At 59.9% G+C, this 25,845-nt stretch carries 31 protein-coding genes and 1 other RNA gene; 16 read left to right on the top strand and 16 right to left on the bottom strand.

What is annotated here, in order from left to right:
• Positions 1 to 12 precede the first annotated feature (12 nt).
• Genes hpf through npr form a run of 4 tightly spaced genes read left to right on the top strand, consistent with a single transcriptional unit; the run spans position 13 to position 1,951 of the window.
• Positions 13 to 300, top strand: coding sequence for a ribosome hibernation promoting factor (gene hpf, locus IU367_RS19920; RefSeq protein ID WP_005305957.1), 288 nt, complete (start codon positions 13 to 15; stop codon positions 298 to 300).
• A gap of 2 nt (positions 301 to 302) precedes the next feature.
• Complete coding sequence (gene ptsN, locus IU367_RS19915; RefSeq protein WP_042039095.1) at positions 303 to 749, top strand: PTS IIA-like nitrogen regulatory protein PtsN; 447 nt, start codon at positions 303 to 305, stop codon at positions 747 to 749.
• Between the two features lie 42 nt (positions 750 to 791).
• The gene (gene rapZ / locus IU367_RS19910; RefSeq protein ID WP_043140001.1) at positions 792 to 1,658 is read left to right on the top strand and encodes an RNase adapter RapZ; all 867 of its coding nucleotides are present in this window, start codon (positions 792 to 794) and stop codon (positions 1,656 to 1,658) included.
• A gap of 20 nt (positions 1,659 to 1,678) precedes the next feature.
• Positions 1,679 to 1,951: a PTS phosphocarrier protein NPr gene (gene npr / locus IU367_RS19905; protein WP_005314403.1), complete on the top strand. Its 273-nt coding sequence runs from the start codon at positions 1,679 to 1,681 to the stop codon at positions 1,949 to 1,951.
• Positions 1,952 to 1,969: 18 nt separating this feature from the next.
• Here npr and IU367_RS19900 read toward each other — a convergent pair whose 3' ends face one another.
• The 12 genes from IU367_RS19900 to IU367_RS19845 all read right to left on the bottom strand — a co-directional run bounded on the left by IU367_RS19900 (position 1,970) and on the right by IU367_RS19845 (position 12,872).
• Positions 1,970 to 3,874, bottom strand: coding sequence for a BglG family transcription antiterminator (locus IU367_RS19900; protein ID WP_274452902.1), 1,905 nt, complete (start codon positions 3,872 to 3,874; stop codon positions 1,970 to 1,972).
• Between the two features lie 103 nt (positions 3,875 to 3,977).
• On the bottom strand, positions 3,978 to 4,718 hold the full coding sequence (gene dagF, locus IU367_RS19895; RefSeq protein WP_274452901.1) for a 2-dehydro-3-deoxy-phosphogluconate aldolase: 741 nt from the start codon (positions 4,716 to 4,718) through the stop codon (positions 3,978 to 3,980).
• Positions 4,718 to 5,833 (bottom strand): DgaE family pyridoxal phosphate-dependent ammonia lyase, encoded by a 1,116-nt coding sequence (locus IU367_RS19890; RefSeq protein ID WP_274452900.1) that lies wholly within the window; start codon positions 5,831 to 5,833, stop codon positions 4,718 to 4,720. Before IU367_RS19890 ends, dagF begins: the two co-directional genes overlap by 1 nt.
• Positions 5,817 to 6,956: an amidohydrolase/deacetylase family metallohydrolase gene (locus IU367_RS19885; protein WP_274452899.1), complete on the bottom strand. Its 1,140-nt coding sequence runs from the start codon at positions 6,954 to 6,956 to the stop codon at positions 5,817 to 5,819. Before IU367_RS19885 ends, IU367_RS19890 begins: the two co-directional genes overlap by 17 nt.
• Before the next feature lie 42 nt (positions 6,957 to 6,998).
• Complete coding sequence (locus IU367_RS19880; RefSeq protein ID WP_043139987.1) at positions 6,999 to 7,649, bottom strand: DUF4310 family protein; 651 nt, start codon at positions 7,647 to 7,649, stop codon at positions 6,999 to 7,001.
• A gap of 11 nt (positions 7,650 to 7,660) precedes the next feature.
• Positions 7,661 to 8,437 carry a DUF4311 domain-containing protein gene (locus tag IU367_RS19875; protein WP_043554311.1) on the bottom strand — a complete coding sequence of 259 codons (777 nt, stop codon included), beginning with the start codon at positions 8,435 to 8,437 and terminating at the stop codon, positions 7,661 to 7,663.
• A 40-nt stretch (positions 8,438 to 8,477) separates the two neighbouring features.
• Complete coding sequence (locus IU367_RS19870) at positions 8,478 to 8,774, bottom strand: DUF4312 family protein (protein WP_103472048.1); 297 nt, start codon at positions 8,772 to 8,774, stop codon at positions 8,478 to 8,480.
• Positions 8,774 to 9,139, bottom strand: a complete 366-nt coding sequence (locus tag IU367_RS19865; RefSeq protein WP_274452898.1) for a glycine-rich SFCGS family protein — start codon at positions 9,137 to 9,139, stop codon at positions 8,774 to 8,776. Before IU367_RS19865 ends, IU367_RS19870 begins: the two co-directional genes overlap by 1 nt.
• A complete protein-coding gene (locus IU367_RS19860; protein ID WP_274452897.1) occupies positions 9,140 to 9,502 on the bottom strand; it encodes a PRD domain-containing protein in 363 nt (120 codons plus the stop codon).
• A gap of 317 nt (positions 9,503 to 9,819) precedes the next feature.
• Positions 9,820 to 10,959: an outer membrane-stress sensor serine endopeptidase DegS gene (gene degS / locus IU367_RS19855; protein WP_274452896.1), complete on the bottom strand. Its 1,140-nt coding sequence runs from the start codon at positions 10,957 to 10,959 to the stop codon at positions 9,820 to 9,822.
• Between the two features lie 89 nt (positions 10,960 to 11,048).
• Entirely contained in the window at positions 11,049 to 12,410 is a 1,362-nt protein-coding gene (locus IU367_RS19850) for a Do family serine endopeptidase (RefSeq protein WP_042867873.1), read from the bottom strand.
• An 81-nt stretch (positions 12,411 to 12,491) separates the two neighbouring features.
• A complete protein-coding gene (locus IU367_RS19845; protein ID WP_042867875.1) occupies positions 12,492 to 12,872 on the bottom strand; it encodes a Z-ring associated ZapG family protein in 381 nt (126 codons plus the stop codon).
• Positions 12,873 to 13,012: 140 nt separating this feature from the next.
• Here IU367_RS19845 and zapE point away from each other — a divergent pair, with 140 nt between their 5' ends.
• The 8 genes from zapE (at position 13,013) to IU367_RS19805 (ending at position 19,186) form a co-directional block, all read left to right on the top strand.
• The gene (zapE, locus tag IU367_RS19840) at positions 13,013 to 14,107 is read left to right on the top strand and encodes a cell division protein ZapE (RefSeq protein ID WP_274452895.1); all 1,095 of its coding nucleotides are present in this window, start codon (positions 13,013 to 13,015) and stop codon (positions 14,105 to 14,107) included.
• 266 nt (positions 14,108 to 14,373) lie between these two features.
• A complete protein-coding gene (gene rplM / locus IU367_RS19835) occupies positions 14,374 to 14,802 on the top strand; it encodes a 50S ribosomal protein L13 (protein WP_042039071.1) in 429 nt (142 codons plus the stop codon).
• A 15-nt stretch (positions 14,803 to 14,817) separates the two neighbouring features.
• Entirely contained in the window at positions 14,818 to 15,210 is a 393-nt protein-coding gene (gene rpsI / locus IU367_RS19830; protein ID WP_042019610.1) for a 30S ribosomal protein S9, read from the top strand.
• A 295-nt stretch (positions 15,211 to 15,505) separates the two neighbouring features.
• Positions 15,506 to 16,096 carry a ubiquinol-cytochrome c reductase iron-sulfur subunit gene (gene petA, locus IU367_RS19825; protein WP_005305890.1) on the top strand — a complete coding sequence of 197 codons (591 nt, stop codon included), beginning with the start codon at positions 15,506 to 15,508 and terminating at the stop codon, positions 16,094 to 16,096.
• A 2-nt stretch (positions 16,097 to 16,098) separates the two neighbouring features.
• The gene (locus IU367_RS19820; RefSeq protein WP_042867879.1) at positions 16,099 to 17,316 is read left to right on the top strand and encodes a cytochrome b; all 1,218 of its coding nucleotides are present in this window, start codon (positions 16,099 to 16,101) and stop codon (positions 17,314 to 17,316) included.
• A complete protein-coding gene (locus IU367_RS19815; protein ID WP_103472052.1) occupies positions 17,313 to 18,047 on the top strand; it encodes a cytochrome c1 in 735 nt (244 codons plus the stop codon). The genes IU367_RS19820 and IU367_RS19815 overlap by 4 nt, the downstream gene beginning before the upstream one ends.
• A gap of 87 nt (positions 18,048 to 18,134) precedes the next feature.
• Positions 18,135 to 18,764 (top strand): stringent starvation protein SspA, encoded by a 630-nt coding sequence (gene sspA / locus IU367_RS19810; RefSeq protein ID WP_011707594.1) that lies wholly within the window; start codon positions 18,135 to 18,137, stop codon positions 18,762 to 18,764.
• Positions 18,761 to 19,186: a ClpXP protease specificity-enhancing factor gene (locus IU367_RS19805; protein ID WP_043554320.1), complete on the top strand. Its 426-nt coding sequence runs from the start codon at positions 18,761 to 18,763 to the stop codon at positions 19,184 to 19,186. Before sspA ends, IU367_RS19805 begins: the two co-directional genes overlap by 4 nt.
• A gap of 47 nt (positions 19,187 to 19,233) precedes the next feature.
• Here IU367_RS19805 and dolP read toward each other — a convergent pair whose 3' ends face one another.
• The 4 genes from dolP to IU367_RS19785 are packed head-to-tail and all read right to left on the bottom strand — an operon-like array spanning position 19,234 to position 22,517.
• The gene (gene dolP / locus IU367_RS19800) at positions 19,234 to 19,812 is read right to left on the bottom strand and encodes a division/outer membrane stress-associated lipid-binding lipoprotein (protein WP_042867884.1); all 579 of its coding nucleotides are present in this window, start codon (positions 19,810 to 19,812) and stop codon (positions 19,234 to 19,236) included.
• A 4-nt stretch (positions 19,813 to 19,816) separates the two neighbouring features.
• The gene (locus tag IU367_RS19795; RefSeq protein ID WP_005305871.1) at positions 19,817 to 20,407 is read right to left on the bottom strand and encodes a D-sedoheptulose-7-phosphate isomerase; all 591 of its coding nucleotides are present in this window, start codon (positions 20,405 to 20,407) and stop codon (positions 19,817 to 19,819) included.
• Positions 20,408 to 20,416: 9 nt separating this feature from the next.
• Positions 20,417 to 20,788 (bottom strand): YraN family protein, encoded by a 372-nt coding sequence (locus IU367_RS19790; RefSeq protein WP_337999352.1) that lies wholly within the window; start codon positions 20,786 to 20,788, stop codon positions 20,417 to 20,419.
• Positions 20,730 to 22,517 carry a penicillin-binding protein activator gene (locus IU367_RS19785; protein WP_274452893.1) on the bottom strand — a complete coding sequence of 596 codons (1,788 nt, stop codon included), beginning with the start codon at positions 22,515 to 22,517 and terminating at the stop codon, positions 20,730 to 20,732. Before IU367_RS19785 ends, IU367_RS19790 begins: the two co-directional genes overlap by 59 nt.
• Positions 22,518 to 22,716: 199 nt before the next feature.
• Between IU367_RS19785 and rsmI the strand changes: the two genes are divergently transcribed.
• From rsmI to rsmH, 4 genes are all read left to right on the top strand, one after another.
• Positions 22,717 to 23,550 carry a 16S rRNA (cytidine(1402)-2'-O)-methyltransferase gene (gene rsmI / locus IU367_RS19780; protein WP_274452892.1) on the top strand — a complete coding sequence of 278 codons (834 nt, stop codon included), beginning with the start codon at positions 22,717 to 22,719 and terminating at the stop codon, positions 23,548 to 23,550.
• 61 nt (positions 23,551 to 23,611) lie between these two features.
• An RNA gene (gene rnpB / locus IU367_RS19775) (RNase P RNA component class A) lies at positions 23,612 to 23,997 on the top strand.
• Between the two features lie 450 nt (positions 23,998 to 24,447).
• Positions 24,448 to 24,906 (top strand): division/cell wall cluster transcriptional repressor MraZ, encoded by a 459-nt coding sequence (mraZ, locus tag IU367_RS19770; protein ID WP_043139962.1) that lies wholly within the window; start codon positions 24,448 to 24,450, stop codon positions 24,904 to 24,906.
• Positions 24,907 to 25,845, top strand: coding sequence for a 16S rRNA (cytosine(1402)-N(4))-methyltransferase RsmH (gene rsmH, locus IU367_RS19765; protein ID WP_043139960.1), 939 nt, complete (start codon positions 24,907 to 24,909; stop codon positions 25,843 to 25,845). It begins immediately after the preceding gene.

Here is a 25,845-nt window from a genome sequence, read left to right as displayed (position 1 = left end):
AAGGAAGACGTTATGCAAATTAACCTGACCGGACACCATGTCGAGATCACCGAAGCTCTGCGTGATTATGTGAACAACAAATTTGCCAAACTCGAGCGTCACTTTGACCACATCAACAATGTTCATGTGGTGTTGAGCGTAGAAAAACTGAACCAGATCGCCGAAGCCAAGCTGCATGTCAGCGGTGGCGAGGTGTTCGCCAATTCACAGCATGCCGACATGTATGCTGCGATTGATACCCTGCTGGACAAGCTGGATCGGCAGATCATCAAGCACAAAGATAAGTTAAATCAAAAATAACTATGCAACTTGAACACATACTGAGTCGGGACTGCACCAAAAGTGCGGTCCCTTGTACCAGCAAGAAACGCGCCCTTGAGATCATCAGTGAATTAGCCGCTGAGCGCCTGGGGACCTCTCGTCAGGCGTTATTCGAGTGCCTGCTGGCCCGAGAAAAGATGGGCAGTACCGGTATCGGTGCCGGTATCGCCATTCCCCACGGCCGGATCGGTGACGAGTTTCCGCCGACCGCCATCCTGATGACCTTCGCAGAGCCTATCCCCTTCGACTCCATCGACAATCAACCGGTTGACCTGCTCTTTGCCCTGCTGGTGCCGGAAAGCGAGTGCAAGCAGCACCTCAAGACCCTTTCCCTGATGGCATCCAAACTGGGTGACAAGGCGGTTTGCCGCCAGTTGCGCCAGGCAACCAGCGATGAAGATCTCTATCAGATCATGACCTCGGCCTGATATGCAGGCCCCCGTCATGACTCCAAGCGGTGAGGGAACAAGATGCAATTAATAGTGGTAAGTGGGCGCTCCGGCTCGGGCAAGACAGTTGCCCTGCGTGTGCTGGAGGATCTCGGTTATTACTGCGTGGATAACCTGCCGGTCAACCTGCTGCCCCAGCTGATCGTCTCGGTCGAGAGCCAGTATGACAAGCTGGCGGTCAGCATAGACGTGCGCAACCTGCCGGTGAGCCCGGACAAGCTGGAGACCCTGCTGGCCCAGGTGCGCAACGAGGGCCGGGTCGAATTTTCCAGCTTCTTCTTCGATGCGGAAAACTCCACCCTGCTCAAGCGTTACGGCGAGAGTCGCCGGTTGCATCCTCTGTCGCGCAAACAGCTGTCGCTGGATGAGGCGATCCGGGAGGAGACCCACCTGCTGGCACCGCTCTCCTCGACCGCCGACCTGCGCATCGACACCACCAACCTCAGCATTCACGACCTGAGCGAGCTCATCAAGACCCGGGTGCTCGGCAAGAAAGAGAATGAGCTGGTGCTGGTGTTCGAGTCGTTCGGCTTCAAGTACGGCATCCCCAAGGACGCCGACTTCGTGTTCGATGCCCGCTTCCTGCCCAATCCGCACTGGATCCCCGAACTCAAGCCCTTTACCGGCAAGGACGAGCCTGTGGCCCGCTACCTCTCCAGCCAGCCGGACGTGATGCAGTTCATCCTGCAGATTGAGAACATGCTGGCGACCTGGCTGCCGCATCTGGAGCGCAACAATCGCAGTTATGTGACTGTGGGGATAGGTTGCACCGGTGGTCAGCACAGATCCGTGTTCATCGCCGAACAGCTGGCCAGCGCATTCCGGCTGCTGGGCAAGAACGTCCAGATCCGCCACCGCACCCTCGACAAGAGTGCGCCGCAATATTGATGGACCAATAGGGAGATCAGATGACCGTCTCAGCCTCGGTGGAAGTCAAAAACAAACTGGGTATGCATGCGAGGCCGGCCATGATGCTATTCGAGCTGGTGCAGGGCTTCGACGCCCACGTGCTGCTGCGCAACGAGGATGGCATAGAGGCCGATGCGGACAGCGTGATCGGCCTGCTGATGCTGGATTCCGCTCAGGGCAAGCAGGTGGAGGTGCAGGTGGAGGGCCCCGAAGAAGTGGAGGCGCTGGCTGCCGTGGTGGCACTGTTCACCTCCGGCTTCAACGAGGAGTGACTCACTCCCCGTCCTGGTTCAGGAACCGGTGCGCGCCAGCCCCTTGAAGCTGGCAAAATCCCGACAAGCCAGCAAATTTTTGCTGGCTTTTTCGTTCATCAGCGCCAGAAACAGGTCGTAGAGCCCCATCGCCTCTTCGTAGTCCGCCTTGCTGATGGCCAGCACGAAGATGAGGGTGGCTGTCTCGCCATTGCCCCAGTCAATCCCTTGGGGGGCCAGCACTGTATAGACCAGGGTGCGCCGCGCCAGCAGGCCGAGGGAGTGGGGCAGGGCTATGCCTTCCCCCAGCAGGGTGGAGACGATGCGCTCCCGCTCGTGCAACGAGCTTCTGAATCCGCTCTCCACCCGATCTTCGGCCTCCAGCTGATCGCAGATCCTGGCAAACAACTGGCTCTGGCTGAGTGGCTCACTTACCACCATGAAGTGGTCGGCATCGAAGTATTTGTCGAGCAGGTAGGGGCGGGTGCGGTCGATCAGCACCAGCTTGCCGAGCTGCTCCAGCTGATACTGGGTCGGGAAGGGGGCGACTTGCACCACGGGCGCGTTCTTCTCGGCCACCTTGACGGTGCTGATGACGAAGTCTTGCTCGATCCGCGCCAATCCCTCGTAATCTCGCACCGACTCCAGTGTCGTCAGCTGGAGCTGGGGGTATTCCCGCTTGATGCGCGCCTCCAGCACCCGGAAGGTAGCGTTGCCGGCGTCACACAGCAGCAGCGCCTGGGGGCGACGGGTATAGCCGATGTCATAGTGGCGCTCCAGCCCGACTCCGATATGGATCACCAGATAACCTATCTCGTGATGGGTCAGCCGGTAGGGAGTCTGCCTGATCCACTCAGAGATGGCCGCCAGCGTGATGTCGTAGGCGAGGGGATAGTACTGCTTGATGTGATCCGCCAGCGGATTGTGGCTGCCAATCTGGTATTTGACCCGCAGCAGCATGGCGCTGATATGGGTCTGCAGATCCGCCCGCAACTGCAGATCTCCGCGCAGATCATAGGGGTAGTGCTGCTGGATATAGGTGAGCAGATGCTCGACCAGCTGCTCGCTCTCGGCGGCCATGGCCGGGCTGAGCCTGGGCGTGTCAGCGGTGAGGCGGGCCTGGATCTGGATGGCGAGGCAGGCGATCTCCTCTGCTCCCGGCGGTGTCAGGGTCGGCAGCTCGGCGTAGATGTCGCGGGCCACGGCGGCCAGAGTCTGGGTGATGTCGTCGCTGGCAAACTGGCGCAGCTCGTGGCCGGCAGCCTGGCGCAGCAGGGCGACGGCACAGTAGATGGCGAGCTGCTGCAGGCTCTCGTCGGCCAGGCGCAGCTGGTGATGGCCGAGCTGGGCATGGATGTGATTGCCCACTACCTCCAGCGTCTTGCTGGGGCAAAGGTTGGGCAGCAGGCTCTGCAACTGGTTGTTGTGGATCAGCTCCTGATAGAGCAGCTGGGTGAGGCAGGCCCGGATCGCCGTCTCGCTCCCCTGGATGCGCATGCCCAGCCGTGGCTTGCTGTCGATGAGCAAGCCGAAGTGGGCGAGTCGCTCCCGCACCTCCGCCATGTCGCCCTGCAGTGCCGCCCGGCTCAGATACCAGGTATCCGCCAGCTCGTCGAGTTTGATCCCCTGTTCCGCCGTCAGCAGCAGGATCTGCAGGTGCAGTACCCGCTCGCGGCTGGTTCGGGGCAGGCTGCTCTCCTGCTCCTGGGCCGCCAGCAACTCGTCAAACAGCCCCTGATTGTAAATCTTGAGCTGGTAGCCGCTGCCGCGCTGGTGGATCAGGTGGGCGCCGTGGGTGGCGATCAGCTCATTGAGGGTCGCCACATCGGTGCGCACCGTGCGGGTGGAGACATTGAGGCGGCGAGCCAGCTCCTCCTGTGGCAGCGGTTCGGCATGGAGCTGGGTCAGCAGCTGATGGAGTCTGGGGTGGGGCAGCTTGGTCATGAGGGGGGGCGGGACTCCTGTCGCGAAATAAAGGGTCGATGTTAACAAGCGACTCATTAACAAGCCAGGCACCGGCCAGTGATCGGACCGGTGCCATCTTTCGTCACGCCAACAGTCGTTTCACAGTGGCGAGCAGGGTGCGCACATCCTCGGGGCGGGTCTGGCCGCTCTCGCTGTCGATGATGGAACTGTAGACGTGGGGGATCACCTTCTCGACACCGGCGTCCAGTGCGATGCGGACTATCTCCTCGAAGTTCTCCAGATCCATGCCACCTGTGGGCTCCAGCCAGAAGCCGTGACGGGCGCAGGCTTCGGCGACCGCCTGATACTCGTCACGGCAGGTGAGACCGCCCATGGGGAAGAACTTGACCGAGCTGCCGCCCATGTCCTTGAGCAGGGCGATGGCGGTGTCGATAGGCACAATCCCGTCCGGCTGCCCGGCACTGAGGGGCCCGGTGGATATCTTCACCATCCCCGGCGTGCCGGTGGGGGAGATAAGGCCATTGACCAGTGTCTCTGGCTGGCCCAGCAGTGCCCGGCTGGCACCGACCCCGGTGAACACCTGATTGACGTGCTGGGGCTGCAGCTGGCGAGCCAGTTCGGCCACCATGGCGGACTGGCGTGGATCGCCCGCCCCCAGCCCGATGGAGAGGGCGTTGTCGATAAGGGCCGAGTACTCCTTCATATCGGCGACCGCAGCGGGCACATCCGGATAGTTTTTGGAAAGCACGCCGACCAGCACATGGCCTTCAGCTGCGTCGTATACCGCGACGGCATTATCTTTGGAACCTGCCAGTACGTTGAGGCAGACACGGTCACGGTAGTAGTTGGGAGTTAAGGACATCAGCGATTCTCCTGTATGAGGTTAGCAATGGCGGCATGGATCTGGTCGAGCTGGGGGGCGGTGACGCTGCGCACATCGATCTCGATATGCCCTTCGTTGGCCTTGTAGCCACGGCAGTAGATGGCAGGAGTGCCCTGCTGCAGGCGGGTGACGACTTGCACAGTCGTCATGCCGATGCGGGCATGGTCGAAGGCGATATCGGTGCGGGCTATGTCGCGCCCCGCGCTGTCCCACACCACTTTGGCGCTGACGCCCTGCAGCTGGTTGAGGCACTCGATGAAGGGGCTCATCTTGGCAACCATGGCGGCACCGCTCTCCTTCTCTTTTTCCAGATAGCGCTCGATGGCGTGGGTCAGGCCGAGGATCCCCTCCTTGCCCACCTTCATGGCGCGGCCTATACCGTTGGCCTGCTGCTTGACCCACTCCACATACTGGCGTTTGCCGAGCACCAATCCGCTGGTGGGCCCTTCGATGGCCTTGGCGCCGCTGTAGATGACCAGATCCGCCCCCTGGTTGTAATAGAGACGCAGATCCTCTTCGGCAGCCGCATCGACGATGAGCGGCAGCTGGTGGGCTTTGGCCACCTCGGCCGCCTCGGCCACCGACAGAATGCTCTTCTGCACGCAGTGGTGGGACTTGATGTAGAGGATGGCAGCTGTGTTGGCATTGATGGCGGCAGCCAGCTGGGCAGGGGAGCACTCGTTGGCATAGCCCGCCTCCACCACCTGGCCGCCCCCCAGATTGACCATGGTGCCGACCGGCGCGCCGAAGTTGACGTTGTGCCCCTTGGGCAGCACGATTTCGCTCGGCACGTCATGACGATGGGCATGCAGTTGCTCCAGCCGGTAGGGGTCGCCACGCACTATCACGGCGGCCACCGACTGGGCTATGCCGGCGCTGGCGCAGGAGACCACCACAGCATCTTCCACATCCAGCAAGCCTGCCAGGTAGGCCCCCGTCTTGTTGACCAGATCCTTCACCTCGAAGTAGTGGCCCAGGCCGAAGTTGACCGCATCGACCACCTCCTGCTCGGGGGTGGAAACGCCGAGAATGGTCATGCGCCCGGAGGCGTTGATCACGGGTTTGAGCTGATATTTCTCATAAACAGAAGGCATGGTGTGATTTCCCATAGTGAGTCAGAACCAGGTCACCACCCACCAGGGCGGCGAGGGGAAGCAGTTGCAGGTCGCCGCTGTGCGATTGCGCCTCGGTATCCATGAACAGGGTCGGGCCGCTGGCCAGCTCGAACAGGGTCAGATCGGCATCCGCGCCCACCTCGAGTCGTCCCTTGCCGGTCAGGCGCAGCGCATCGGCGGCCTGGTCGGTGACGCAGGCGAGCACCTGTTCCAGCGTCATGCCGATGGCGAGAAACTTGGACATCACGTGGGCCAGGCTGTAGACGGGCCCCTTGATGCGGTTCTTGCAGTAGATGTCGGAGCTGATTGTGTGGGGCAGTATCCCCTGGCGGATGGCAAGCTCCGCCACCTCGAAGCTGAAGCTGGCGCCGCCGTGGCCTATGTCGAGCAAAAGGCCCCGTTTCATCGCCTCGCGCACCGCGACCCGCAGCTCGCCGGCCGGGGTCAGGATGCGGTTCGGTTTGCCGTTGAAGCAGTGGGTCAGCAGATCCCCCTCTCCCAGCAGGGCGACTATCTCGTCCAGATCCGGCGGCGTGTTGCCCACGTGCACCATCAGCGGCAGCCGGCCATGGGCCTGCTGCAGTGCCTTGGCCATGCGCAGCGGCTGCAGGCCGTTCTCGCCCACCACACTGCCGCTCATGCGCGCCTTGATGCCGACGACAAAGCCGGGGTGGCGGGCAATGGCTGCCGAGGCGAGCGCCATGTCCAGATCCCGGCTGTCCGCCAGCTCGTTCTGGCGCAGCAGGCCGATGCGGGAGATGTTGAGCAGGGCGTGCACCCGGGTCTTGCAGCCCGACGCGAGGCGCTGGAAGTCGTCCACGTCGTCGGCCCCCGTGCTGCCTGCGTCTATGACTGTGGTGACGCCGGACTCGACGCCCACCTTGTCCGGTTCATCCTGATAGATGGGGGAGGCGGGGTAGCAGTGGGTGTGACCGTCGATCCAGCCCGCGCTCACATGCACCCGGCCCGCTAGGTCCAGGGTTCGCTTCGCCTCGCTCCTTGCCGGCAGCTGGCCGATGGCCGCTATCTTGCCGTCCCGGATGGCGATGTCGATGAGCTCGCCATTTCCCTGGCGTCCCGCTCTGATGATCATATCATGCATGGTAATGACCTCGAAGAGGCCGCCCCACAGGGCGGCGGGGGCTTATGCAAGGGCGATCGGGAAGAAGGTACCGAGCAGCATGGCACCCAGGATGGCGCCGCCTGTGATGGGCTTGTTCCACACGTAGAACAGCAGTGCACCCAGCAGGGAACCCAGCCCGATGGGGATGGAAGCTCCCATGGCAGAGAGGATGATCAGGGGGCCCAGGAAGCGGCCCGAGCTGTTGCCAGCTCCCATCATCACATCCGCCCCGTAGGTGGAGTTGCTCTGGTTGATGGTGAACTTGCGCGCCAGGATGATGATGCCGCCGATGGCGACTCCTATGGCCATGCCGGTCGCCAGCGAGGCACCGAAGTTCTCCACCGGGTAGAGAATGCCGGCACCCAGCAGCAGGGCCGGCACGCCCAGGCCGACCCCGGTCTGAATGGCGCCGCCGATATCCAGGATCCCCACTAGGGATCCCTCTATGATGCGGGCAAACAGGAAGCTGGCACCGAAGGCCGCCACAGCGCCGTAGGCCCCTGTGTCCATGCCGGCTTTCAACATGGCGACGAAGGCCACCTCGTTGAAGGCGCCGACCCCGTACAGGTAGTACATGTGGGTCCCGGCAAAGACGCCGGCCGAGAGCAGGCCGACGAAGATGGGGAAGGACCAGTCGGCGTACCAGAAGTTGTTTCTCAGTTTCTCATCCATGTGGTGGCCCCTTATTTGCCGCTAAGCAGGTTATGGACGTTCTCCAGCCACAGGGGAATGCCCATATGGAAGGATTCAATCAGTTTCATGTCGAAGCCGCGGAAGAATCCGCTCAGCACGAACAGCAGCACTATGGCGGCCATCATCACGCGAGTGACGTGGTTCCAGCCGCTCTCTTCCACCCCCTTGCCGATCAGGATGCCGAGCACCAGACCCGGTACCGCGTTGCCCATGATGAGCTGTGCCAGACCGCCGAAGATGGTGGCCCAGAAGCCGGATTTTTTGCCCGCCTCTATGGCGGCCAGCCAGAAGATCACCGGCATGACGGTGTTGACCAAGAGGTTTGCAGCCGGTACCAGCACCTTGACGGCGGTGACCTGCAGGGCTTCCGGCACAGCGGCGGCCGTGCTGTTGAGGAAGGCGACGACGATGGCGCCTATGATGCCGCCGGCGATGGCCATCTTTTTGGGATCGTGCAGGGTGGTGGCGAGATCCCGGTTCTTGACCAGCAGTGCGGCCGTGGCCCAGTGCGGAATGATGCGGTGATCCACGTCCTGGGTGAAGGCACCGGCCGCCACGGTCGAGGCCCAGGCGTTGAAGAAGAAGCCGAGGCCGAACGAGAAGTGGGAGGCGGGATCCCCTTCGCAGGAGTTTAGCTCGCCCAGGGTACGGAAGGCGCCCATGCCCTGTACGGTCGGCGCGTGGAACATGCGTGCCGCGCCAGCCCCCACCCCGACGCCCACCAAGCCGCCGACGATGAGTGACTTGATAAATATGATTAGAAACATCTAGGGTATCCTTCTTGTGAGGGGATGCCAGCGGGTGGCGTCACACCAGGGTGAACGTCACTTGCTCGGCGTCCAGGCTGGTGACCTTGACAGTGATCTCCAGCTGGACGCGGAACTCGCGGCGCTGGCGCGGCAGGAAGAAGAACAGGAACTTCTCCACCCGGACCGACTCTTCGGCCTTGAGCACCTGCACCTCGACCGGTTCGATCCGCAGCATCACGCGCGGGTTGTCCTTGAGCAGGCTGGGCTGCACCTGGCTGAGGGCGGCGGCGAACGCCTGCTGGCGGGTCGCACCCTTGCCGTTGACTATGACCTGGGTGGTGAAGTTCTCTTTCATCAGATGCGTCCGTGCTTCTTGGCGAAGGCCTCGACCAGCTTCTGGCCCAGCTCTTCCTTGTCCATGAAGCCGAAGCCCAGCACCACGCAGCCGTCATTGATGGCGGTGACACCCTCCTCGACGGAGCGCATGCCGTAACGGCACTTGTAGCCGTACTTGGTCTGGGCCGTGATGGCACCAGCGCCGCCGCTGCCGCAGAAGGAGATACCGAGATCCGCCTGCTCCTTGTTCATCACATCACCGAGCTTCATGTCGGCGGCCATGCCAGGGATCACGGTCACGCTGGCGCCGGCGGTTTCTGCCCCGGCACCCACTTTCTGACCCTTGCCGAGACGATCTCCAATCACGAGTTTGATGGTTGTCATTTAGATATCTCCTTTCACTGAGCTGAGTTCGTTTTCTTTGGCGACTTCGAAATGGACGGACAAGAGGTGAGCCTCTTCATAGGCCAGCTTCTCCAGCCAGGCGACGACCTGTTCGGCCAGTCGCAGGGAGAGGGGGGAGATCTCCTCGAACAGGCTGAGGTCGACCTCCGGCAGGGATTCGCCGCTATGGGAGCGCCACACCATGGCCTTGACGTGGGAGGCCAGCATCTGTGTCTGCACCTCGTTGGGACGAATGCCCTGCTCGCCGAGCAGGGAGTGGATGCGTGCCAGGACCAGGTCGGTCTTGCGCAGCAACGCCGGGCTGTCCGGAGTCAGGTTCTGGTCATGAGTCTCTGTTTGCAATGTCTGCTCTCCAAGGCTGGCAGAAGGGATGGCTTTACCCTAAGCCCGCGGGGGCATGCAGAGGAGGCAGCGTTTTTCCGATTCAAAGCGGAAATTCCCGCTCGCCTGGGCTGAAAACGGTGATTTTTGTGCGTTGGAGGGGGAAAGGGCACTTATTGGGGCCGACCTAGTGTGATCGGTGGCGCACTTGGCGCGCGGGACTGACCCGGCAAGGCTTGGTGGAAACTGTGAGTCGCCTCACGGATGGCAAGGAAAATAGGAGGGCATTGAGATGACAAAGGGCGGTATCCCGCCCTTGTGATGGAGAGGGCCGGGCGTCAGCTGGCGGCAGCGGCGCTCGCGCTGGCATTGCCCTTGTTCTGCTGCCTTTGCTGGTAGCGCAGGTCTTCTTCTATGGTGACCTGCACCTCCAGTGGCTTGCCATCGCGAAACACCGAGATGGTGAGCTTGGTGCCGGGGCGGCTCTCGACGATCTTGTCCATGGCGGAGCGCACGCCACTGATGGCTTCTCCATTGATCTTGAGCAGCACATCGCCCCGCGTCAGCCCGCCCCTGGCCGCCGGGCCGTTGGGATCCAGGCTCTCGATCACCAGGCCGCGCAGATCGCCCAGGTTCATCATGCGGGCCACTATGGGGTTGATCTCGACGCTGGAGATGCCGAGGTAGCCTCGGATGACCCGGCCATTGGCGATCAGCTCGTCCATGATCCGCTTGGCCAGCTTGTAGGGGATGGCGAAGCTGATGCCGTAGCTCTCCTGATTGCCGTTGAGGTGATAGGCGGCGGTGTTGATACCGACCAGGTCACCGCGGGCGTTGACCAGGGCGCCACCCGAGTTGCCTTCGTTGATGGCGGCATCGGTCTGCAACAGATCCTGCCGGCCGTTGCTGTCGGGCCCCATGCTGGAAAGGCCGATCCGGCCGGTGGCACTGATGATACCCTGGGTGATGGTCTGGCCGACGTTGTAGGGGTTGCCGATGGCGAGCACCACATCCCCCACATCCGGCAGCCGCTCGGGATCCTGCGGGATCACCGGCAGATTGTCCGATTCTATGTAGAGCACCGCCAGATCGGTCAGCTGATCGGTGCCGACCAGCTCGGCACTGAACACGCGGCCATCCTGCAGCGCGACTATGATCTGGTCCGCGTCGGCGATGACATGGTAGTTGGTCAGCACATGGCCACGCTGGCTCATGATGACGCCGGAACCCAGCCCCTGCGGCCTGAGTTCGGCCTGGTTGCCCTGATTGCGGGCGAAGCTGCGGGTATAGATGTTGACGACGGCAGGGCCGGCCCTGTGGGCCGCATAGGAGAAGCTCAGCTCGCGGGCATTGGTGATGATGCCAGGCAACTGGGCACCGCCACGGAAATCGGGAAACAGCAGCAACAGGAGAGCCGCCACGGTTAAACCGAAGCCGACAGACTTGCCCAAGTAACTGATCAAAGGTGGGATTTTCATGTCATTCTCATCCGTACATGCAGCGCGCAGAGAATAACACTATCGGTGGATAAAAATCACCCGCGGCGAGGGCCGCGGGTGTGAGGGCGTTAACGTATCACCAGGTAGAGGGAAGACTCCCCGCGCTGTATGTTCAGTGCCAGCACCTCGGGCTTGTTCTTGAGCGCCTTGGTCAGCTCGTCCAGCGAGTTGATGCGCAGGCGGTTGACTCCGATGATGATGTCGCCTTTCTGCAAGCCGGAGGCGGCAGCAGGGGAACGCGGATCTATATCGGAGACGGCCACGCCGGTGACCGGTTCGGCGGTGGTGCTGAGCTTGGCCCCTTCCAGTGCCGGGTGCAGCACGCTGGCGAGGATCTCGCTGTCATCCGCCTTCTTCAGGATGACCTTGACGGTCTGCTCCTTGCCATCGCGGATGAGGCCCAGGGCGACCTGCTTGTCGGCCCCCATGGTCGCTATCTTGGCGCGCAACTCACCGAACGAGCGGATGGCCTTGCCATCTATGCTGATGATGATGTCGCCGGCCTTGATGCCGGCCTTGGCGGCGGCGGAGTCGGGCATGACCTGGTTGACGAAGGCGCCATCCTTCTTGTTGTAGCCGAAGGTCTTGGCGATCTCTGAGGTCAGCTCGGTCCCCGTTATCCCCAACTGGCCACGGCGTACTTCACCGTACTTGACGATCTGTTCGGACAGATCGCGCACCATATTGGACGGAATTGCGAAGCCGATGCCGATGTTGCCGCCGTTCGGGCCCAGGATGGCGGTGTTGATGCCGATCAGCTCACCGCGCAGGTTGAGCAGGGCGCCCCCTGAGTTGCCGGAGTTGATGGCCGCATCGGTCTGGATGAAGTTCTCCAGATTTTCGATGTTGAGGCCGCTGCGGCCCAGGGCGCTGACGATGCCGGAGGTGACTGTCTGGCCCAGGCCAAACGGGTTGCCGATGGCCAGCGCATAGTCGCCGACTCGCAGTTCGTCCGAATCGGCAAACTTGATCTGGACCAGATCCTCGGCCTTGATTTGCAGCAGCGCTATGTCGGACTGCTTGTCTTCACCTATCTTCTTGGCCGCATATTCACGACCATCTTTCAGGTTGACCTTGATCTCGTCCGCCTCGTGCACGACGTGGGCGTTGGTGATCACGTAGCCCTTCTTGGCATCTATGATGACGCCAGAGCCCAGCGCCTGGAAGGGCTGCTCGCTCACCTGCTCGTCAGGCATGTTGGGGCCGAAGAAGAAACGGAATTGTTCCGGCAGACGCTGGCGGGTGATTTTTTTGCCAGAGACGGAAATGTTGACCACGGCAGGCGTGACCTGTTCGAGAACCGGCGCCAGGCTCGGCATCTCCTGGTTGTTCGCCAGCAAGGAGGGCAGTGCAGCTTGCACAGGGGCCGCTGACATGGCGATACCGACACTGAGGGCTAACACACTGAACACAGAAAGAGGTTTACGCATATGAAAAACAGCTCCCAGAAAAAGTTGCAATGCAATCGTCAAGGTCTGACCACGATACAGCGCAATTAGTTCCGCAAGGAACTAACTGGACTGCTTGAGCAGACCGGAGGCGCCGGCATAGTCACGGGGGGGGATGCCCGGTTCTTCATTGGCCGGTGCATCGTTGCTCTCGTCGAGCAGCGCTTCGCGGAACAGCGGCTCCTGTGCCTTGGCCAGGAATTTGCTCTGCTCTGCCATGTGGCGATAGAGGGTCTGATACTGCTCGGCCAGCTGCTCCATCAGGGCGGCGCTGTCGGCGAAGTGGGTATTGATCTGGCCCTGGTAGCTTTCCAGCTCCGTGTGCGCTTTTTTCAGCTCTTGTTCCAGACGTCCGGCATCCCGGCTGCGCACCGTGAAGCGACCGATGATGATACCGATAATCAAGGCGGCGACAGCCAGCAGGATCCCGTTTAACAGACTCATAGATGCTCCTTGTTACAGCTAAATCAATGTGTGTTGATGCGGCCCGGATGACCGCTACGCCTTGATGGCACTATACCGTGCACCCCGAGAGCGTGATACCATTTTGTCCTTCATTCAGGGACTTGGAGGCGGTTGACAGGATGACCCCGCAGCAAAAATATCAGCAGGATTTGCAGCGCCCCGGCTTTGTCGCCGACCCGGCTCAGGCGATGGCCGTGACCCGCCTGGAGCGACTCTATCAGGATTTGTGCCAAAGCCCGACTCCGACCAGATCCCGCGGCCTGCTGGGCTGGTTGCAAAAGCCCAAGGCCAAGGATCCTGTCCTCGGGCTATATATGTGGGGCGGAGTGGGCAGAGGCAAGACCTGGCTGATGGATACTTTTTTCGAGAGCCTGCCAGGGACGCGAAAACTGCGGATCCACTTCCACCGCTTCATGCACAGGGTGCACGACGAACTCAAGGGGCTGACCGGCCAGGCCGATCCGCTCAAGCTCATCGCCGGCAAGCTCGCCAGCGAGATAGACGTCATCTGCTTCGATGAGTTTTTTGTCTCCGACATCACGGATGCCATGCTGCTGGGGACCTTGTTCCAGGAGTTGTTTGGTCACGGCGTGGTACTGGTGGCCACCTCGAACATACCGCCACAGGATCTTTATCGAAATGGCCTGCAGCGCGCCCGTTTTCTGCCAGCCATCGCATTGATCGAGCGTCATTGCGAGATACTTAATGTGGATGGCGGGATCGACTATCGCTTGCGTACCCTGGAGCAGGCTGAGATTTATCACTCTCCGCTGGATCAGCAGGCAAAAGCGAATCTGGATCGTTATTTTCAACAGTTGACCGGGCTGGAAGAGGCTCGGGCGGGCAGTGTCGAGATCAACCATCGTCAATTGGCGTCTCTGGGGATGGGGGAAGGGGTGCTCTACATGGAGTTCGAGCAACTTTGTTGCACTCCTCGCTCACAGAGCGACTACATAGAGCTGGCCCGACTGTTTCACACCGTGCTGCTTGCCAATGTGCAACCCATGGGGGCGGGCACGGATGACGCGGCTCGCCGCTTCATCGCCATGGTGGACGAGTTCTATGAACGGCACGTCAAACTCATCATGTCGGCGGCTGTCCCCATGACAGAACTCTACGGGGACGGGCTGCTGAATTTCGAATTCAAACGTTGTCTTTCACGGCTTCAGGAAATGCAATCGCACGAATACCTTGCCAGAGTGCACCTTCCTTAGTCACAATACCGCGCCTGCCAGTCGGATGGGCATCTGCGGCAGGTAGGGCCGGGCGACATTTGCTAGCTTCATGGCAGTGAAATTAGCAGGTGATATTTAAGGCAACTTCACTTATAATCGCCCGGCCCACGTTACAGCTGTCGATAAGACAGCAACACTTTAAGCTTTACTTGTATTCGAAGGGGTACAGGTAGGCCATCGTTTGTTGTTTGTGGGAGAGCCCCCATAAGCAATTGGGTCTGTAACAGGTAATTGGGTTTAACTTAATGAAAACTTTCGTTGCCAAGCCAGAAACCGTAAAACGTGACTGGTACATTGTGGACGCAGAAGGTAAAACTCTGGGTCGTATCGCAACCGAGATCGCTTCTCGTCTGCGTGGTAAGCACAAAGCTGAGTACACTCCGCACGTTGACACCGGTGATTACATCATCGTTGTAAATGCTGAGAAGGTACACGTAACCGGTAAGAAATTTACCGACAAAATGTACCATGCTCACTCCGGTTTCCCGGGTGGTATCAAGTCAATCAGCTTCGACAAGCTGATCAAGCGTAAACCGGAAATGGTAATCGAAGCTGCTGTCAAAGGTATGCTGCCGAAGGGTCCTCTGGGCCGTGCCATGTTCCGTAAACTGAAAGTTTACGCAGGCGCCGAGCATGCTCATGCTGCTCAGCAACCTCAAGTACTGGATATCTAATCGGGAACTGGCAACATGGCAGAAAATCAATACTACGGTACCGGCCGTCGCAAAAGCTCCACTGCTCGCGTGTTTATCAAAGCGGGTAGCGGTAAAATCATCATCAACCAGCGCTCCCTGGAGCAGTACTTTGGCCGTCCGACTGCCCGCATGGTAGTTCGTCAGCCGCTGGAACTGGTTGAGATGACCGAGAAACTGGATCTGTACATCACCGTTAACGGTGGCGGCATCTCCGGTCAAGCTGGTGCAATCCGCCACGGTATCACTCGTGCTCTGATGCAGTACGATGAAACCCTGCGTGCCGAACTGCGTAAAGCAGGCTTTGTTACTCGCGATGCCCGTAAGGTTGAGCGTAAGAAAGTCGGTCTGCACAAAGCTCGTAAGCGTCCGCAGTACTCCAAGCGTTAATTCGCTTTTGGTACGCACTCTCACGAGTGTCAAAAAAGCCTGGCCATGTGCCAGGCTTTTTTTATTGGTAATATTACCTACGCCAATGCTAACACCACGTCACAAAAGACAAATATTTGTGTATTTATTGTTTTTGCCCTTCGCTTCTCTTTCTTGTCAAGTTGTTATCTTTTCTTTAAAATTCCCTCGGTTTTTCTGTGACAATTGTAACTCCGCTTCCGCCGCTGTTGTCACGGAAGAAAGGGGAACAGGGACACAATAAGAATGTGCGGAGTCCACATGGGAGAGTTTTTGGATGAGCAATGCGCCAGTTGATACCGGTCGCCGCAGATTTCTTACCTGGTCAACGGTCGCCGTTGGTGGGGTAGGAGCTGCTTTTACCGCAGTGCCGTTTATAAAGTCATGGAACCCGAGTGCCAAAGCCAAAGCGGCGGGTGCTCCGGTAGAAGTGGATATCAGTAAGTTGGAACCAGGCCAGCTCATCCGCGTGGAGTGGCGAGGCAAGCCGGTCTGGGTGGTAAAACGTACCAAGCAGACGCTGGATGCCCTGGCCGCCCATGATGACAAGCTGCGCGACCCAGCCTCCGACGAACCTCAGCAGCCGGACTATGCCCACAACGGGTACAGGTCCATCAAGCCGGAAATCTTCGTGGCCGTCGGCATTTGCACCCATCTGGGATGCTCTCCCTCCTATCTGCCGGACAACTTCGGTGAACAGGTTCAGGGCGTGACCTCCGGATTCTTCTGCCCGTGCCATGGCTCCAAGTTCGACATGGCTGGTCGAGTGTTCCAGGGGGTGCCTGCACCCTTGAACCTGGTCATTCCGCCGTACCAATATCTTAGCGACACCACCATCCTGGTCGGTGCCGACGGCAAGGAGGCTTGACCATGTTTGCCAAACTGATGGGCTGGATCGACTATCGCTTCCCGCTCACTGCCATGTACAACGATCATATGGCCAAGTACCCGGCGCCAAAGAACCTGAACTTCTGGTACTTCTTCGGCTCGCTGGCCATGCTGGTGCTGGTCAACCAGATCATCACCGGCATCTGGCTGACCATGAACTACAACCCCTCTGCAGAAGGCGCCTTTGCTTCCGTGGAGTACATCATGCGGGATGTGGACTACGGCTGGCTGTTGCGTTACATGCACTCCACAGGCGCGTCTGCGTTCTTTGTGGTGGTGTATCTGCACATGTTCCGCGGCATGATCTACGGCTCCTACCAGAAGCCGCGCGAGCTGCTGTGGATCTTCGGCATGCTGATCTTCCTCTGCCTGATGGCCGAGGCCTTCATGGGCTACCTGCTGCCGTGGGGCCAGATGTCATTCTGGGGGGCTCAGGTCATCATCTCCCTGTTTGGCGCCATCCCGGTGATCGGCGACGATCTGACCCTGTGGATCCGTGGTGACTATGTCATCTCGGGGGCGACCCTGAACCGCTTCTTCGCGCTGCACGTCATCGCACTGCCGCTGGTACTGGTGATGCTGGTGGCCATGCACATACTGGCGCTGCACGAGGTGGGCTCCAACAACCCGGACGGCATCGACATCAAGAAGCACAAGGACGAGAAAGGCTGGCCGCTGGATGCGGTGGCATTCCACCCTTACTTCACCGTGAAGGACATGATCGGGGTGGCAGGCTTCCTGTTCCTGTTCTGCGCCATCATCTTCTTCAAGCCGGACATGTGGGGTTACTTCCTCGAGAAGCCGAACTTTGAAGTGGCCAACGGCCTGAAGACCCCGGCGCACATAGCCCCGGTGTGGTACTTCACGCCCTTCTACGCCATTTTGCGTGCGGTGCCTGACAAGCTGCTGGGCGTCATCATGATGGGTCTCTCCATCGTAGTGCTGTTCCTGTTGCCCTGGCTGGATCGCTGCAAAGTGCGCTCGGTGCGTTACCGCAGCACCCTGCACAAGCTGAACATCGCCCAGTTCGTGGTCTGCTTCGTCATTCTCGGTGTCCTCGGCGTGTTGCCATCGACCCCGACCCTGACGCTGATTGCCCAGATCTGTACCCTGGGTTATTTCGGGTTCTTCGTCCTGCTGTTCTTCTACAGCAAGAATGAAAGCACCAAGCCGCTGCCGGAGAGGGTGACATTCAAATGAAAAGAATAATTTTTGCGGTGCTGACCCTGCTGCCGGCGCTGGTATTTGCCAATACCGGTGCCATGCATCTGGACAAGGCCAGCTATGACCTGAACGACAAGGCGTCCCTGCAGCGTGGTGCAACCACCTTCATGAACTACTGCTTTGGCTGCCACAGCACCCAGTACCAGCGTTACAACCGGGTTGCGGCAGACATAGGCATTCCGGAAGATCTGATGGCGGCCAACCTGATCGTCAACGGTGCCAAGATCGGTGATCTGATGGAGAACTCGGTTTCAGAGAAGGATGCGGCCAAGTGGTTCGGCGCGCCGCCCCCCGATCTGACCCTGGTGGCGCGGGTGCGCGGTGCAGACTGGATCTACACCTATCTGCGTTCCTTCTACGTGGACGAGACTCGTCCGTTTGGCGTGAACAACGTGGTGTTCCCGTCCGTGGGCATGCCCCATGTACTGGAGCCGCTGCAAGGCACGCCGCGTGCCGAGTTTGCCACTCATACGGTCGACGGGGTGGAAACCCAGCAGGTTGTCAGTGTCAAATCTGACGGCAACGGTGAAATGAATAACGAAGAGTATGATCAGACGGTACTGGATCTGGTAAACTTCTTGGTCTACTCGGCTGAACCGGTACAACAGGAGCGCGAACGCATGGGCTTCTGGGTACTCGGATTCATCGTGATCTTCTTCATCTTCACTGTGCTGTTGAAGAAGGAATTCTGGCGCGACGTTCACTAAGCGACCAGATCCGGGTAATATAATGCACGGCAATGAAGACCAAGATGCTTCATTGCCGTTTCTGCTTTTTAATGACGGGAGGGTTCAATGGCTGTAGCTGCCAATAAGCGTTCGGTAATGACGCTGTTTTCCGGTGCCAACGATATGTTCAGCCATCAGGTGCGCATTGTCCTGGCGGAGAAGGGTGTTAGCGTAGATATTTGCCAGGTTGACCCAAGCAACCTGCCGGATGAGCTGGCCGAGCTGAACCCGTACAACACTGTACCGACTCTGGTCGATCGTGAGCTGGCACTGTACACCTCACGCATCATCATGGAGTATCTGGACGAGCGCTTCCCGCACCCGCCCCTGATGCCGGTCTACCCGGTTGCCCGTGGTAACAGCCGTCTGATGATGCATCGCATCGAGCTGGACTGGTACTCCCTGGCCGACAAGATCATGGCGGGGACTGACGTGGATGCGGCGCGTGCCGAACTGCGTGACAACCTGCTGGCCATCGCGCCTATCTTCGGTGAAATGCCCTATTTCATGAGCGAAGAGTTCGGTCTGGTCGACTGCTACATGGCCCCGCTGCTGTGGCGTCTGCCGAGCCTCGGCATCGACTTCACCGGTCGTGGTGCCAAGGAGCTGAAGGCCTACATGGTTCGTCTGTTCGAGCGTGAATCCTTCCAGGCTTCCCTGACCGAAGCCGAGCGCGAGATCCGCGCTGGCGTATGAGCATGGAACCGACAATGACACCCAGTCGCCCGTATCTGTTGCGGGCGTTCTTTGACTGGTTGCTGGATAACGAGCTGACCCCGCATCTGGTGGTCAACGTCAACATCCCTCATGTGATGGTGCCGATGCAATTTGTCCAGGATGGGCAAATCGTGTTGAACATAGCGCCGCGTGCGGTGGGACAGTTCCACATGGACAATGAAGCCATCAGCTTCAGTGCCCGTTTCGGTGGCGTCTCCCAGCAGGTCTATATCCCGATGGCGGCCGTACTGGCCATTCATGCCCGGGAGAATGGCGTGGGTACTCTGTTCCCGCCCGAGCCGGGTTATGACCTCTGGCTGGAGCAGGCCGAAGCACCTGTGGAGCCCGAGCCGGAACCACCGCGTCCGACCGGTCGTCCGACGCTGAAAGTCATCAAATAAAAACGCAGCCAGTTGGCTGCGTTTTTTTATGGCGGTTTGTTCATCGTTCAGTTCTGGGCGAACTCGAAAGCCTTGATGACGCGCTTCACGCCGCTGACGTGGCGGGCTATCTCGACGGCCTGATCCCCTTCCTGGCGAGTGACCAGGCCAATCAGGAACACCTCGCCATTCTCGGTGACCACCTTGACCTTGGCGCTGTCGAAGTTCTTGGCTCCCAGCATGTCCGCCCGGACCTTGGAGGTGATCCAGGAGTCATTGCTGCGAACCCCTATGCTGACCGGCTGGCCGAGGCGCAGTTCGTTGTAGACGTGGCGCACCCCTTCGATCCGGGCGACTACCTTGCCCGCCTCGAGTTTGTAGGCGTCAGAAGGTGTCTGACCGACCAGCAGCACGCGGCCATTGTTGCTGTAAACGCTGATCTTGCTGGCCGCGCTCAGCGGCTTGTTGTCGGCCAGCAGGTTGGCCGCTTTCAGCTCTATGGCCTGATCGTCCCACTGGGCACCCAGGGTGCGGCGATCGCCGGAAGCCTTGGCAGTACCGGCGGCACCGCCCACCACCACGGCCGCGCAGCCTTGCAGCAGCAGGGTGCCGGCCAGCAGGCCGAGCAGGAGAGTTTGTTTCTTCATGGTTTCAATCTTCCTGTTGCGGGAAAAGAGTCTGGTCGATGAGATCACACAGGCAGTGCAGGGTCAACAGGTTCACTTCCAGAATTCGGGGGCGACGGGCGGATGGCACCCGGATCTCCACATCGTTGGGGCCGAGCAGGCCAGCGATCTCGCCACCGTCACCGCCGCCGAGCACCACTATGGTCATGTCGCGGGAGAGGGCGGCTTCGGCTGCCTTGATCAGGCTGCGGCTGTTGCCCGTAGTGGTAATGACCACCAGGATGTCGCCGGGTTGACCCAGCGCCCGGATCTGCTTGGCATAGACCTCCTCGAAGCCATGGTCGGTGGCGATGGCGCTGATGGTGGCCATGTCGGGGGTCAGCGCCATGCCGGGCAGGGAGGGGCGCTCTGTCTCGTAGCAGTTGACCAGCTCTGAGATGAACAGCTGGGCCAGCGCCGCAGAAGGACCATTACCGCATGCCATCACCTTGTGGCCATTGAGCAGACAGATGGTCAGCATCTGGGCCGCAGTATGGATAGCGTCCGGCAGCGCCTCGGCGGCGGCAATCTTGGTCTGGATGCTTTCGGTGTAGTTCTCTTTGATGCGGTCAGTCATAGGGTCCTCTTAAAATGCGTTCTGGATCCAGTCTGGCTGGTCGCCCTCGAACGCAATCACATCGAATCGGCAGGCCTGGCTGGCCTCGTTGATGGCATGTTGCTTGAAATAGTGGCGCGCTGCCAGCACGATCTTGTGCTGCTTGCGCCGGGTGACCGAGCTGGCTGCTCCGCCATGGCTGGTGTTGGCGCGGTAGCGGACCTCAACAAACACCAGGGTTTCCCCCTGGCGCATGATGAGATCGATTTCGCCACCCCGACAGCGGTAGTTGCGGGTCACGGGTTGCAGGCCGCGGGCCTGCAACCAGCGTTCCGCTACCTGCTCAAAGTGCTGTCCCTTGCTCGTCGGTGACGGGAACAGGTTCTGCCACTGCTGGTTCATCCGTGCCAATAGACCCTTCATGGGGGGCTCCCTCGAGCTGGGGCATGGCACTGTCGCTGACCAGCTTGCCGTTCTGGTAGGTGGCCCAGTCCAGTACCCGCACTATGTTGCCGCTGGCGTCCACGCTCAGCTGGCCGCTCATGCCCGGTTGCTGCATGGCATTGACCTTGCGCATCTGCTGCAGGTTTTCCGCCAGGCTGACGGCATCGTAGCCGAGTGCGAACAGGCGCAGCAGGTCACCCTGGGTCTGTGGCCAGAGCAGGGCGATCTGTTCCCGTTGCTTCTCGTAGCCACCCAGCAGCAGCGGCATGTCGGAGATGTGCATGCCATTGAGCTCGGAGGCGACCTCGGTGGTGGCGCTGTCGTAGCTGCGCGAGCTGCTGTAGATGGGCAGACTGCCCATGGGATTGACCGAGATGTCCACATAGGGCTTGATCATCCGGGTCTCCAGGCTGTTGGCGACCACATAGACCACATCTATGCTGTGCGGGGCGGCGGCTGAGAGTTGCACCACTTCCCCGGCCCGGGCGGTCGAGCGGCCGCTCAGGGCATTCTTGACCATCCCCTGCACCTCGTTGCGGGCACCGAAGGTGGCCACGACCGGTTTGTCCTGGCTCACTGTGGCCCATGCCTGCTCGAACGCCTTGATGCTGCTGTAGCCAATCCGCCCCTGGGCGGCGATCAGCAAGGGCTTGCGATAACCCTGACCGTAGAGATATTGCGCGGCCTGGGTCGCATCGGCGGCAGCCGAGAGGGAGAAGTAGAAGGTGTTGTCATTGACGATCGGCTTGTCCAGCTCGTTCAGTGCCAGCACGGGCACGCTCGGATTGGACTTGAGCAGCTCCTCGACCCTGTCCTTGAGCAGCGGGCCTATGATCATGTTGGCCCCTTCCTGAATGGCCTGCTTGTAGAGCTCGCCCATCGCCTTGGCCTGGGTGTCGTAGAAGTTGAGGGTGAATTGGCCCTGATTCTCCTTGTAAGACATCAACATGCCGTTGCGGATAGCGGCGCCCTGAGGCTCCAGGTTGCCGGAGAGCGGCAGGAACACGGCGATCTGCTGCAGGGTATTGAGGTTGCTGGTAGCGAGATCACCCAGACCCGCCGGCATGTCTGTCTGGGCCGGGTGGTTCGGGAAGGCCTGCTTCCAGCCTGTCAGCTGGCGGGCCAGCTGATTGGGCTGGGCGCCGAACTCGTTCACCAGCGCCGCCAGTCGCAGCCAGCCGGTGGTCACATCGGGGGCCGGGGCCTCTTCCAGCGCCTGCAGGGTGGACGGGGTCATGCTTTTGAGCAGCGACCAGATCTGCTGATGGTTGGTCGCCAGCTCATTCTGGGCCAGATAGGGCTCCAGCAGGATCAACGACTTGGCTGCACCAAACTTGTTGTTGATGTCCAGTTGCAGCACCACCCGCTGGCGATACCAGTCCTTCTGGGTATCCGTATCCAGCGCCACCTCCGGCTTGCCCTCCAGCAGGATCAGCGCCTGGTTGGCGTTGCCCTGGGCGAGCAACAGATGTGCCTGCAACAGTTGCAGCTGTGCCTTCTGTTCCGCGCTCTGGGCCTGCTTTTGCAGTTGCTGGTACAGGGCCGAGGCCGGTTTGGCCTGGCCGAGTGCCAGATAGCTGCGCGCCGCCATCACCTGCCAGGTGAAGGCTTCGGCCGGTTTGGCCGGGTCCACCTGCTCCAGATACCACTGGGCATTCTTGGTCAGATTGGAGAACGCAGACTGCATGCCTGGTTGCCCGGAAGGTTGGTTGGGCTCCGACGCACAGGCGGCGAGCAGTACTGCCGCGAGTAGGATGCCGAAGAGTCGTGATACACTTAGCTGCTTTGTAACCCGGTTCAAGTTCATTCCCCGACCAGTGTTGAAGTTCTCCATAGTGTAAACGGGCCAATATGGCGACACAATTGTCGGGACACTCGGAGATCCCATGAGTGACATCCCAACCCTGTATATAGTCCCCACTCCGATCGGTAATCTGGCGGACATCACCCAGCGTGCATTGGACATTTTACGCAGTGTCGATCTGGTGGCTGCCGAGGATACGCGTCATACCGGTATCCTGCTCAGCCACTACCAAATCTCGGTGCCGACCTTCGCGCTGCACGATCACAACGAGCAGCAGAAAGCCGATGTGCTGATCGGCAGGATCAAGGAGGGCAAGAACGTCGCCCTGGTCTCTGATGCCGGCACCCCGCTCATCAGCGACCCTGGTTACCACTTGGTCACCCGCTGTCGTGAGGCGGGGGTCAAGGTGGTGCCGCTGCCGGGTCCCTGTGCCGCCATCACGGCGTTGAGCGCCGCAGGTCTGCCGACTGACCGGTTTGCCTTTGAAGGATTCCTGCCCGCGAAAACCAAGGGCCGTGACGATCGGCTGCAGGCGGTGATCGAAGACACCCGCTCGCTGGTATTTTACGAATCCCCACGTCGGGTACAGGATACGGTGGAAGCGATCGCTCGCATCCTGGGGGAGCGTCAGGTGGTGGTATGCCGCGAGCTGACCAAGACCTTCGAGTCCATCCATGGTCTGCCTGCCTCCGAGATGCTGACCTGGCTCGGTCAGGACGATAACCGCTGCCGTGGCGAAATCGTGCTGGTGGTCGCCGGTGCCAGCAAGGTAGATGAAGAGCTGCCCTTTGATGCGCTCCGCACCCTGGGGCTGCTGGTGGCCGAATTGCCGCTGAAGAAAGCAGCAGCGCTCACCGCCGAGATCCATGGCGTCAAGAAGAATGCCCTCTACAAATACGGTCTCGAGCACTATTAATCCGGGGAAAGGCCAATTGCAGGTTTACCCGGGGCGCTGGACAAGGCTATAATCCGCGCCCGGAGTCGGCTGGGCAATCGCTGCTTCGTCGTTGTGTCCCTCGGGACAGACGGGCGGAGGGGAGGAAAGTCCGGGCTTCATAGGGCAGGGTGCCAGGTAACGCCTGGGAGGCGTGAGCCTACGACCAGTGCAACAGAGAGCAAACCGCCGATGGCCCGCAAGGGATCAGGTAAGGGTGAAAGGGTGCGGTAAGAGCGCACCGCGCGACTGGCAACAGTTCGTGGCACGGTAAACTCCACCCGAAGCAAGACCAAATAGGCCCCTATTGGCGCGGCCCGCGTTGGGGGCGGGTAGGTTGCTTGAGCCAGTGAGCGATTGCTGGCCTAGAGGAATGATTGCTACCGGGGCAACCCGGAACAGAACCCGGCTTACAGGCCGACTCCGACCTCTTCCTGAAGAGCCTTGCGATTTATCGCGAGGCTCTTTTTTATTATCTGAAAAAATATTGTCACCGTTTGAGCTGTGATATTTGCTGCCGGGTGGTTGAGCATCTACATGTCATGTTATAAATCAATTGGTTATGATTTATTCGTAGATGATGCCAGCGTTGATTGTGTGCGAGGAAACGAAAGATGACTCCAATGTGTCTTATTCGTTCAGTTTGTTTATTTTTTAATTGATTTCAATTAATCAGATTGCTGTTAACACAAATAACTTGTGGAAAATCAACTCATTTAATCAGTGCTACCCAAACACTGCGTCAATATGTTCCCCATGCCCGATATCCTCGCTTGAAAAGCCCTCAGCACGTCCTTAAACTTCAAGGTGGGGAAAAGTGGATCAAAGTGGTTTTTATCGGGCGATTTGCCCCCTTAACTCATTTTCAGGGACTGCAATTTGTTGCGTGGTGCTCACGCCATCAGCCTGGACAGCAAAGGGCGACTGGCGATTCCGACTAAGTACCGTGATTGGCTGCGCGACGAAAGCGAGGGCCAGCTGGTCTGCACCATAGATATTGCCCATCCCTGCCTGCTGCTTTACCCCCTGAACGAATGGGAAGAGATAGAGCGCAAGCTCAAGATGCTCTCCAGCATGAACCCCGTAGAGCGCCGCTTGCAGCGGCTGTTGCTCGGCCATGCGACCGAATGCGAGCTGGATGGCAATGGCCGTCTGCTGCTGAGCCAGCCACTGCGTAGCCACGCCGGGCTGGACAAGAAGATCATGCTGGTGGGCCAGCTCAACAAGTTTGAGCTGTGGGATGAAGCCCGCTGGCAACAACAGGTCAATGACGACATTCAGGGCCTGCCCGAGGACGACTGGGCAAGCTCGCCACGACTACAGGATTTTTCTTTATAAATGACCCAAGCCGCTGAACACATCACAGTGCTGTTGCACGAAGCCGTTGAAGGGCTGGCCATCAAGCCGGACGGCATCTACGTCGACGGTACTTTTGGCCGGGGTGGTCACTCTCGTCTCATTCTCCAGCACCTTGGCCCGAACGGCCGGCTGATCGCCATCGACCGGGATCCCCAGGCCATCGCCGAGGCGGCCAAGATCCAGGATCCCCGTTTCGAAATCGTGCACGGCCCCTTCTCCGGCATTACCACCTATCTGGCCGAGCGCGGTCTGCTGGGCAAGGTCGACGGCTTCCTGCTGGATCTGGGTGTTTCTTCCCCCCAGCTGGACGATGCCGAGCGTGGTTTCAGCTTCATGAAAGACGGCCCGCTCGACATGCGGATGGACCCCACCTCAGGCCAGAGCGCCGCACAGTGGCTGGCTCGTGCCGATGTGGATGACATCGCCTGGGTATTGAAGACCTTCGGCGAGGAGCGTTTCGCCAAGAAGATAGCCCGCGCCATCGTCCACGATCGGGTCACTGAGCCCTATGTGCGTACCCGCCAGCTGGCGGAGATGATTGCCCGGGTCAATCCGAGCAAGGAGAAGGGCAAGCACGCCGCCACTCGCAGCTTCCAGGCCATCCGCATCTATATCAACAGCGAGCTGGACGAGATCGAGACTGCGCTGGACGGTGCCCTGCAGGCGCTGGCTCCCGAGGGACGGCTCTCCGTCATCAGCTTCCACTCGTTGGAAGACAGGCTGGTGAAGCACTTCATCCGCAAGCACGAGAAAGGCCCCGAGGTACCGCGCGGCATTCCGTTGACCGAGGCCCAGCTGGCCGGCGGTCGCAAATTGAAGTCGGTCGGCAAGGCGCTCAAGCCTTCCGAGCATGAAGTCACCGAAAACAGCCGATCGCGCAGCTCTGTGCTGCGGGTCGCCCAGCGACTGGCGGAGTAA

This window comes from Aeromonas bestiarum (assembly GCF_028751155.1).
GTDB lineage: Bacteria > Pseudomonadota > Gammaproteobacteria > Enterobacterales > Aeromonadaceae > Aeromonas > Aeromonas bestiarum.
Note: the sequence above shows the minus strand (reverse complement) of the source record. Positions and strands in the feature narration are given on the sequence as shown.

Coding starts and splice junctions, on each gene's coding strand:
- hpf (WP_005305957.1), top strand. CDS start 13: ATGCAAATTAACCTGACCGGACACCATGTCGAGATCACCGAAGCTCTG.
- ptsN (WP_042039095.1), top strand. CDS start 303: ATGCAACTTGAACACATACTGAGTCGGGACTGCACCAAAAGTGCGGTC.
- rapZ (WP_043140001.1), top strand. CDS start 792: ATGCAATTAATAGTGGTAAGTGGGCGCTCCGGCTCGGGCAAGACAGTT.
- npr (WP_005314403.1), top strand. CDS start 1,679: ATGACCGTCTCAGCCTCGGTGGAAGTCAAAAACAAACTGGGTATGCAT.
- IU367_RS19900 (WP_274452902.1), bottom strand. CDS start 3,874: ATGACCAAGCTGCCCCACCCCAGACTCCATCAGCTGCTGACCCAGCTC.
- dagF (WP_274452901.1), bottom strand. CDS start 4,718: ATGTCCTTAACTCCCAACTACTACCGTGACCGTGTCTGCCTCAACGTA.
- IU367_RS19890 (WP_274452900.1), bottom strand. CDS start 5,833: ATGCCTTCTGTTTATGAGAAATATCAGCTCAAACCCGTGATCAACGCC.
- IU367_RS19885 (WP_274452899.1), bottom strand. CDS start 6,956: ATGCATGATATGATCATCAGAGCGGGACGCCAGGGAAATGGCGAGCTC.
- IU367_RS19880 (WP_043139987.1), bottom strand. CDS start 7,649: ATGGATGAGAAACTGAGAAACAACTTCTGGTACGCCGACTGGTCCTTC.
- IU367_RS19875 (WP_043554311.1), bottom strand. CDS start 8,437: ATGTTTCTAATCATATTTATCAAGTCACTCATCGTCGGCGGCTTGGTG.
- IU367_RS19870 (WP_103472048.1), bottom strand. CDS start 8,774: ATGAAAGAGAACTTCACCACCCAGGTCATAGTCAACGGCAAGGGTGCG.
- IU367_RS19865 (WP_274452898.1), bottom strand. CDS start 9,139: ATGACAACCATCAAACTCGTGATTGGAGATCGTCTCGGCAAGGGTCAG.
- degS (WP_274452896.1), bottom strand. CDS start 10,959: ATGAAAATCCCACCTTTGATCAGTTACTTGGGCAAGTCTGTCGGCTTC.
- IU367_RS19850 (WP_042867873.1), bottom strand. CDS start 12,410: ATGCGTAAACCTCTTTCTGTGTTCAGTGTGTTAGCCCTCAGTGTCGGT.
- IU367_RS19845 (WP_042867875.1), bottom strand. CDS start 12,872: ATGAGTCTGTTAAACGGGATCCTGCTGGCTGTCGCCGCCTTGATTATC.
- zapE (WP_274452895.1), top strand. CDS start 13,013: ATGACCCCGCAGCAAAAATATCAGCAGGATTTGCAGCGCCCCGGCTTT.
- rplM (WP_042039071.1), top strand. CDS start 14,374: ATGAAAACTTTCGTTGCCAAGCCAGAAACCGTAAAACGTGACTGGTAC.
- rpsI (WP_042019610.1), top strand. CDS start 14,818: ATGGCAGAAAATCAATACTACGGTACCGGCCGTCGCAAAAGCTCCACT.
- petA (WP_005305890.1), top strand. CDS start 15,506: ATGAGCAATGCGCCAGTTGATACCGGTCGCCGCAGATTTCTTACCTGG.
- IU367_RS19820 (WP_042867879.1), top strand. CDS start 16,099: ATGTTTGCCAAACTGATGGGCTGGATCGACTATCGCTTCCCGCTCACT.
- IU367_RS19815 (WP_103472052.1), top strand. CDS start 17,313: ATGAAAAGAATAATTTTTGCGGTGCTGACCCTGCTGCCGGCGCTGGTA.
- sspA (WP_011707594.1), top strand. CDS start 18,135: ATGGCTGTAGCTGCCAATAAGCGTTCGGTAATGACGCTGTTTTCCGGT.
- IU367_RS19805 (WP_043554320.1), top strand. CDS start 18,761: ATGAGCATGGAACCGACAATGACACCCAGTCGCCCGTATCTGTTGCGG.
- dolP (WP_042867884.1), bottom strand. CDS start 19,812: ATGAAGAAACAAACTCTCCTGCTCGGCCTGCTGGCCGGCACCCTGCTG.
- IU367_RS19795 (WP_005305871.1), bottom strand. CDS start 20,407: ATGACTGACCGCATCAAAGAGAACTACACCGAAAGCATCCAGACCAAG.
- IU367_RS19790 (WP_337999352.1), bottom strand. CDS start 20,788: ATGAACCAGCAGTGGCAGAACCTGTTCCCGTCACCGACGAGCAAGGGA.
- IU367_RS19785 (WP_274452893.1), bottom strand. CDS start 22,517: ATGCAGTCTGCGTTCTCCAATCTGACCAAGAATGCCCAGTGGTATCTG.
- rsmI (WP_274452892.1), top strand. CDS start 22,717: ATGAGTGACATCCCAACCCTGTATATAGTCCCCACTCCGATCGGTAAT.
- rsmH (WP_043139960.1), top strand. CDS start 24,907: ATGACCCAAGCCGCTGAACACATCACAGTGCTGTTGCACGAAGCCGTT.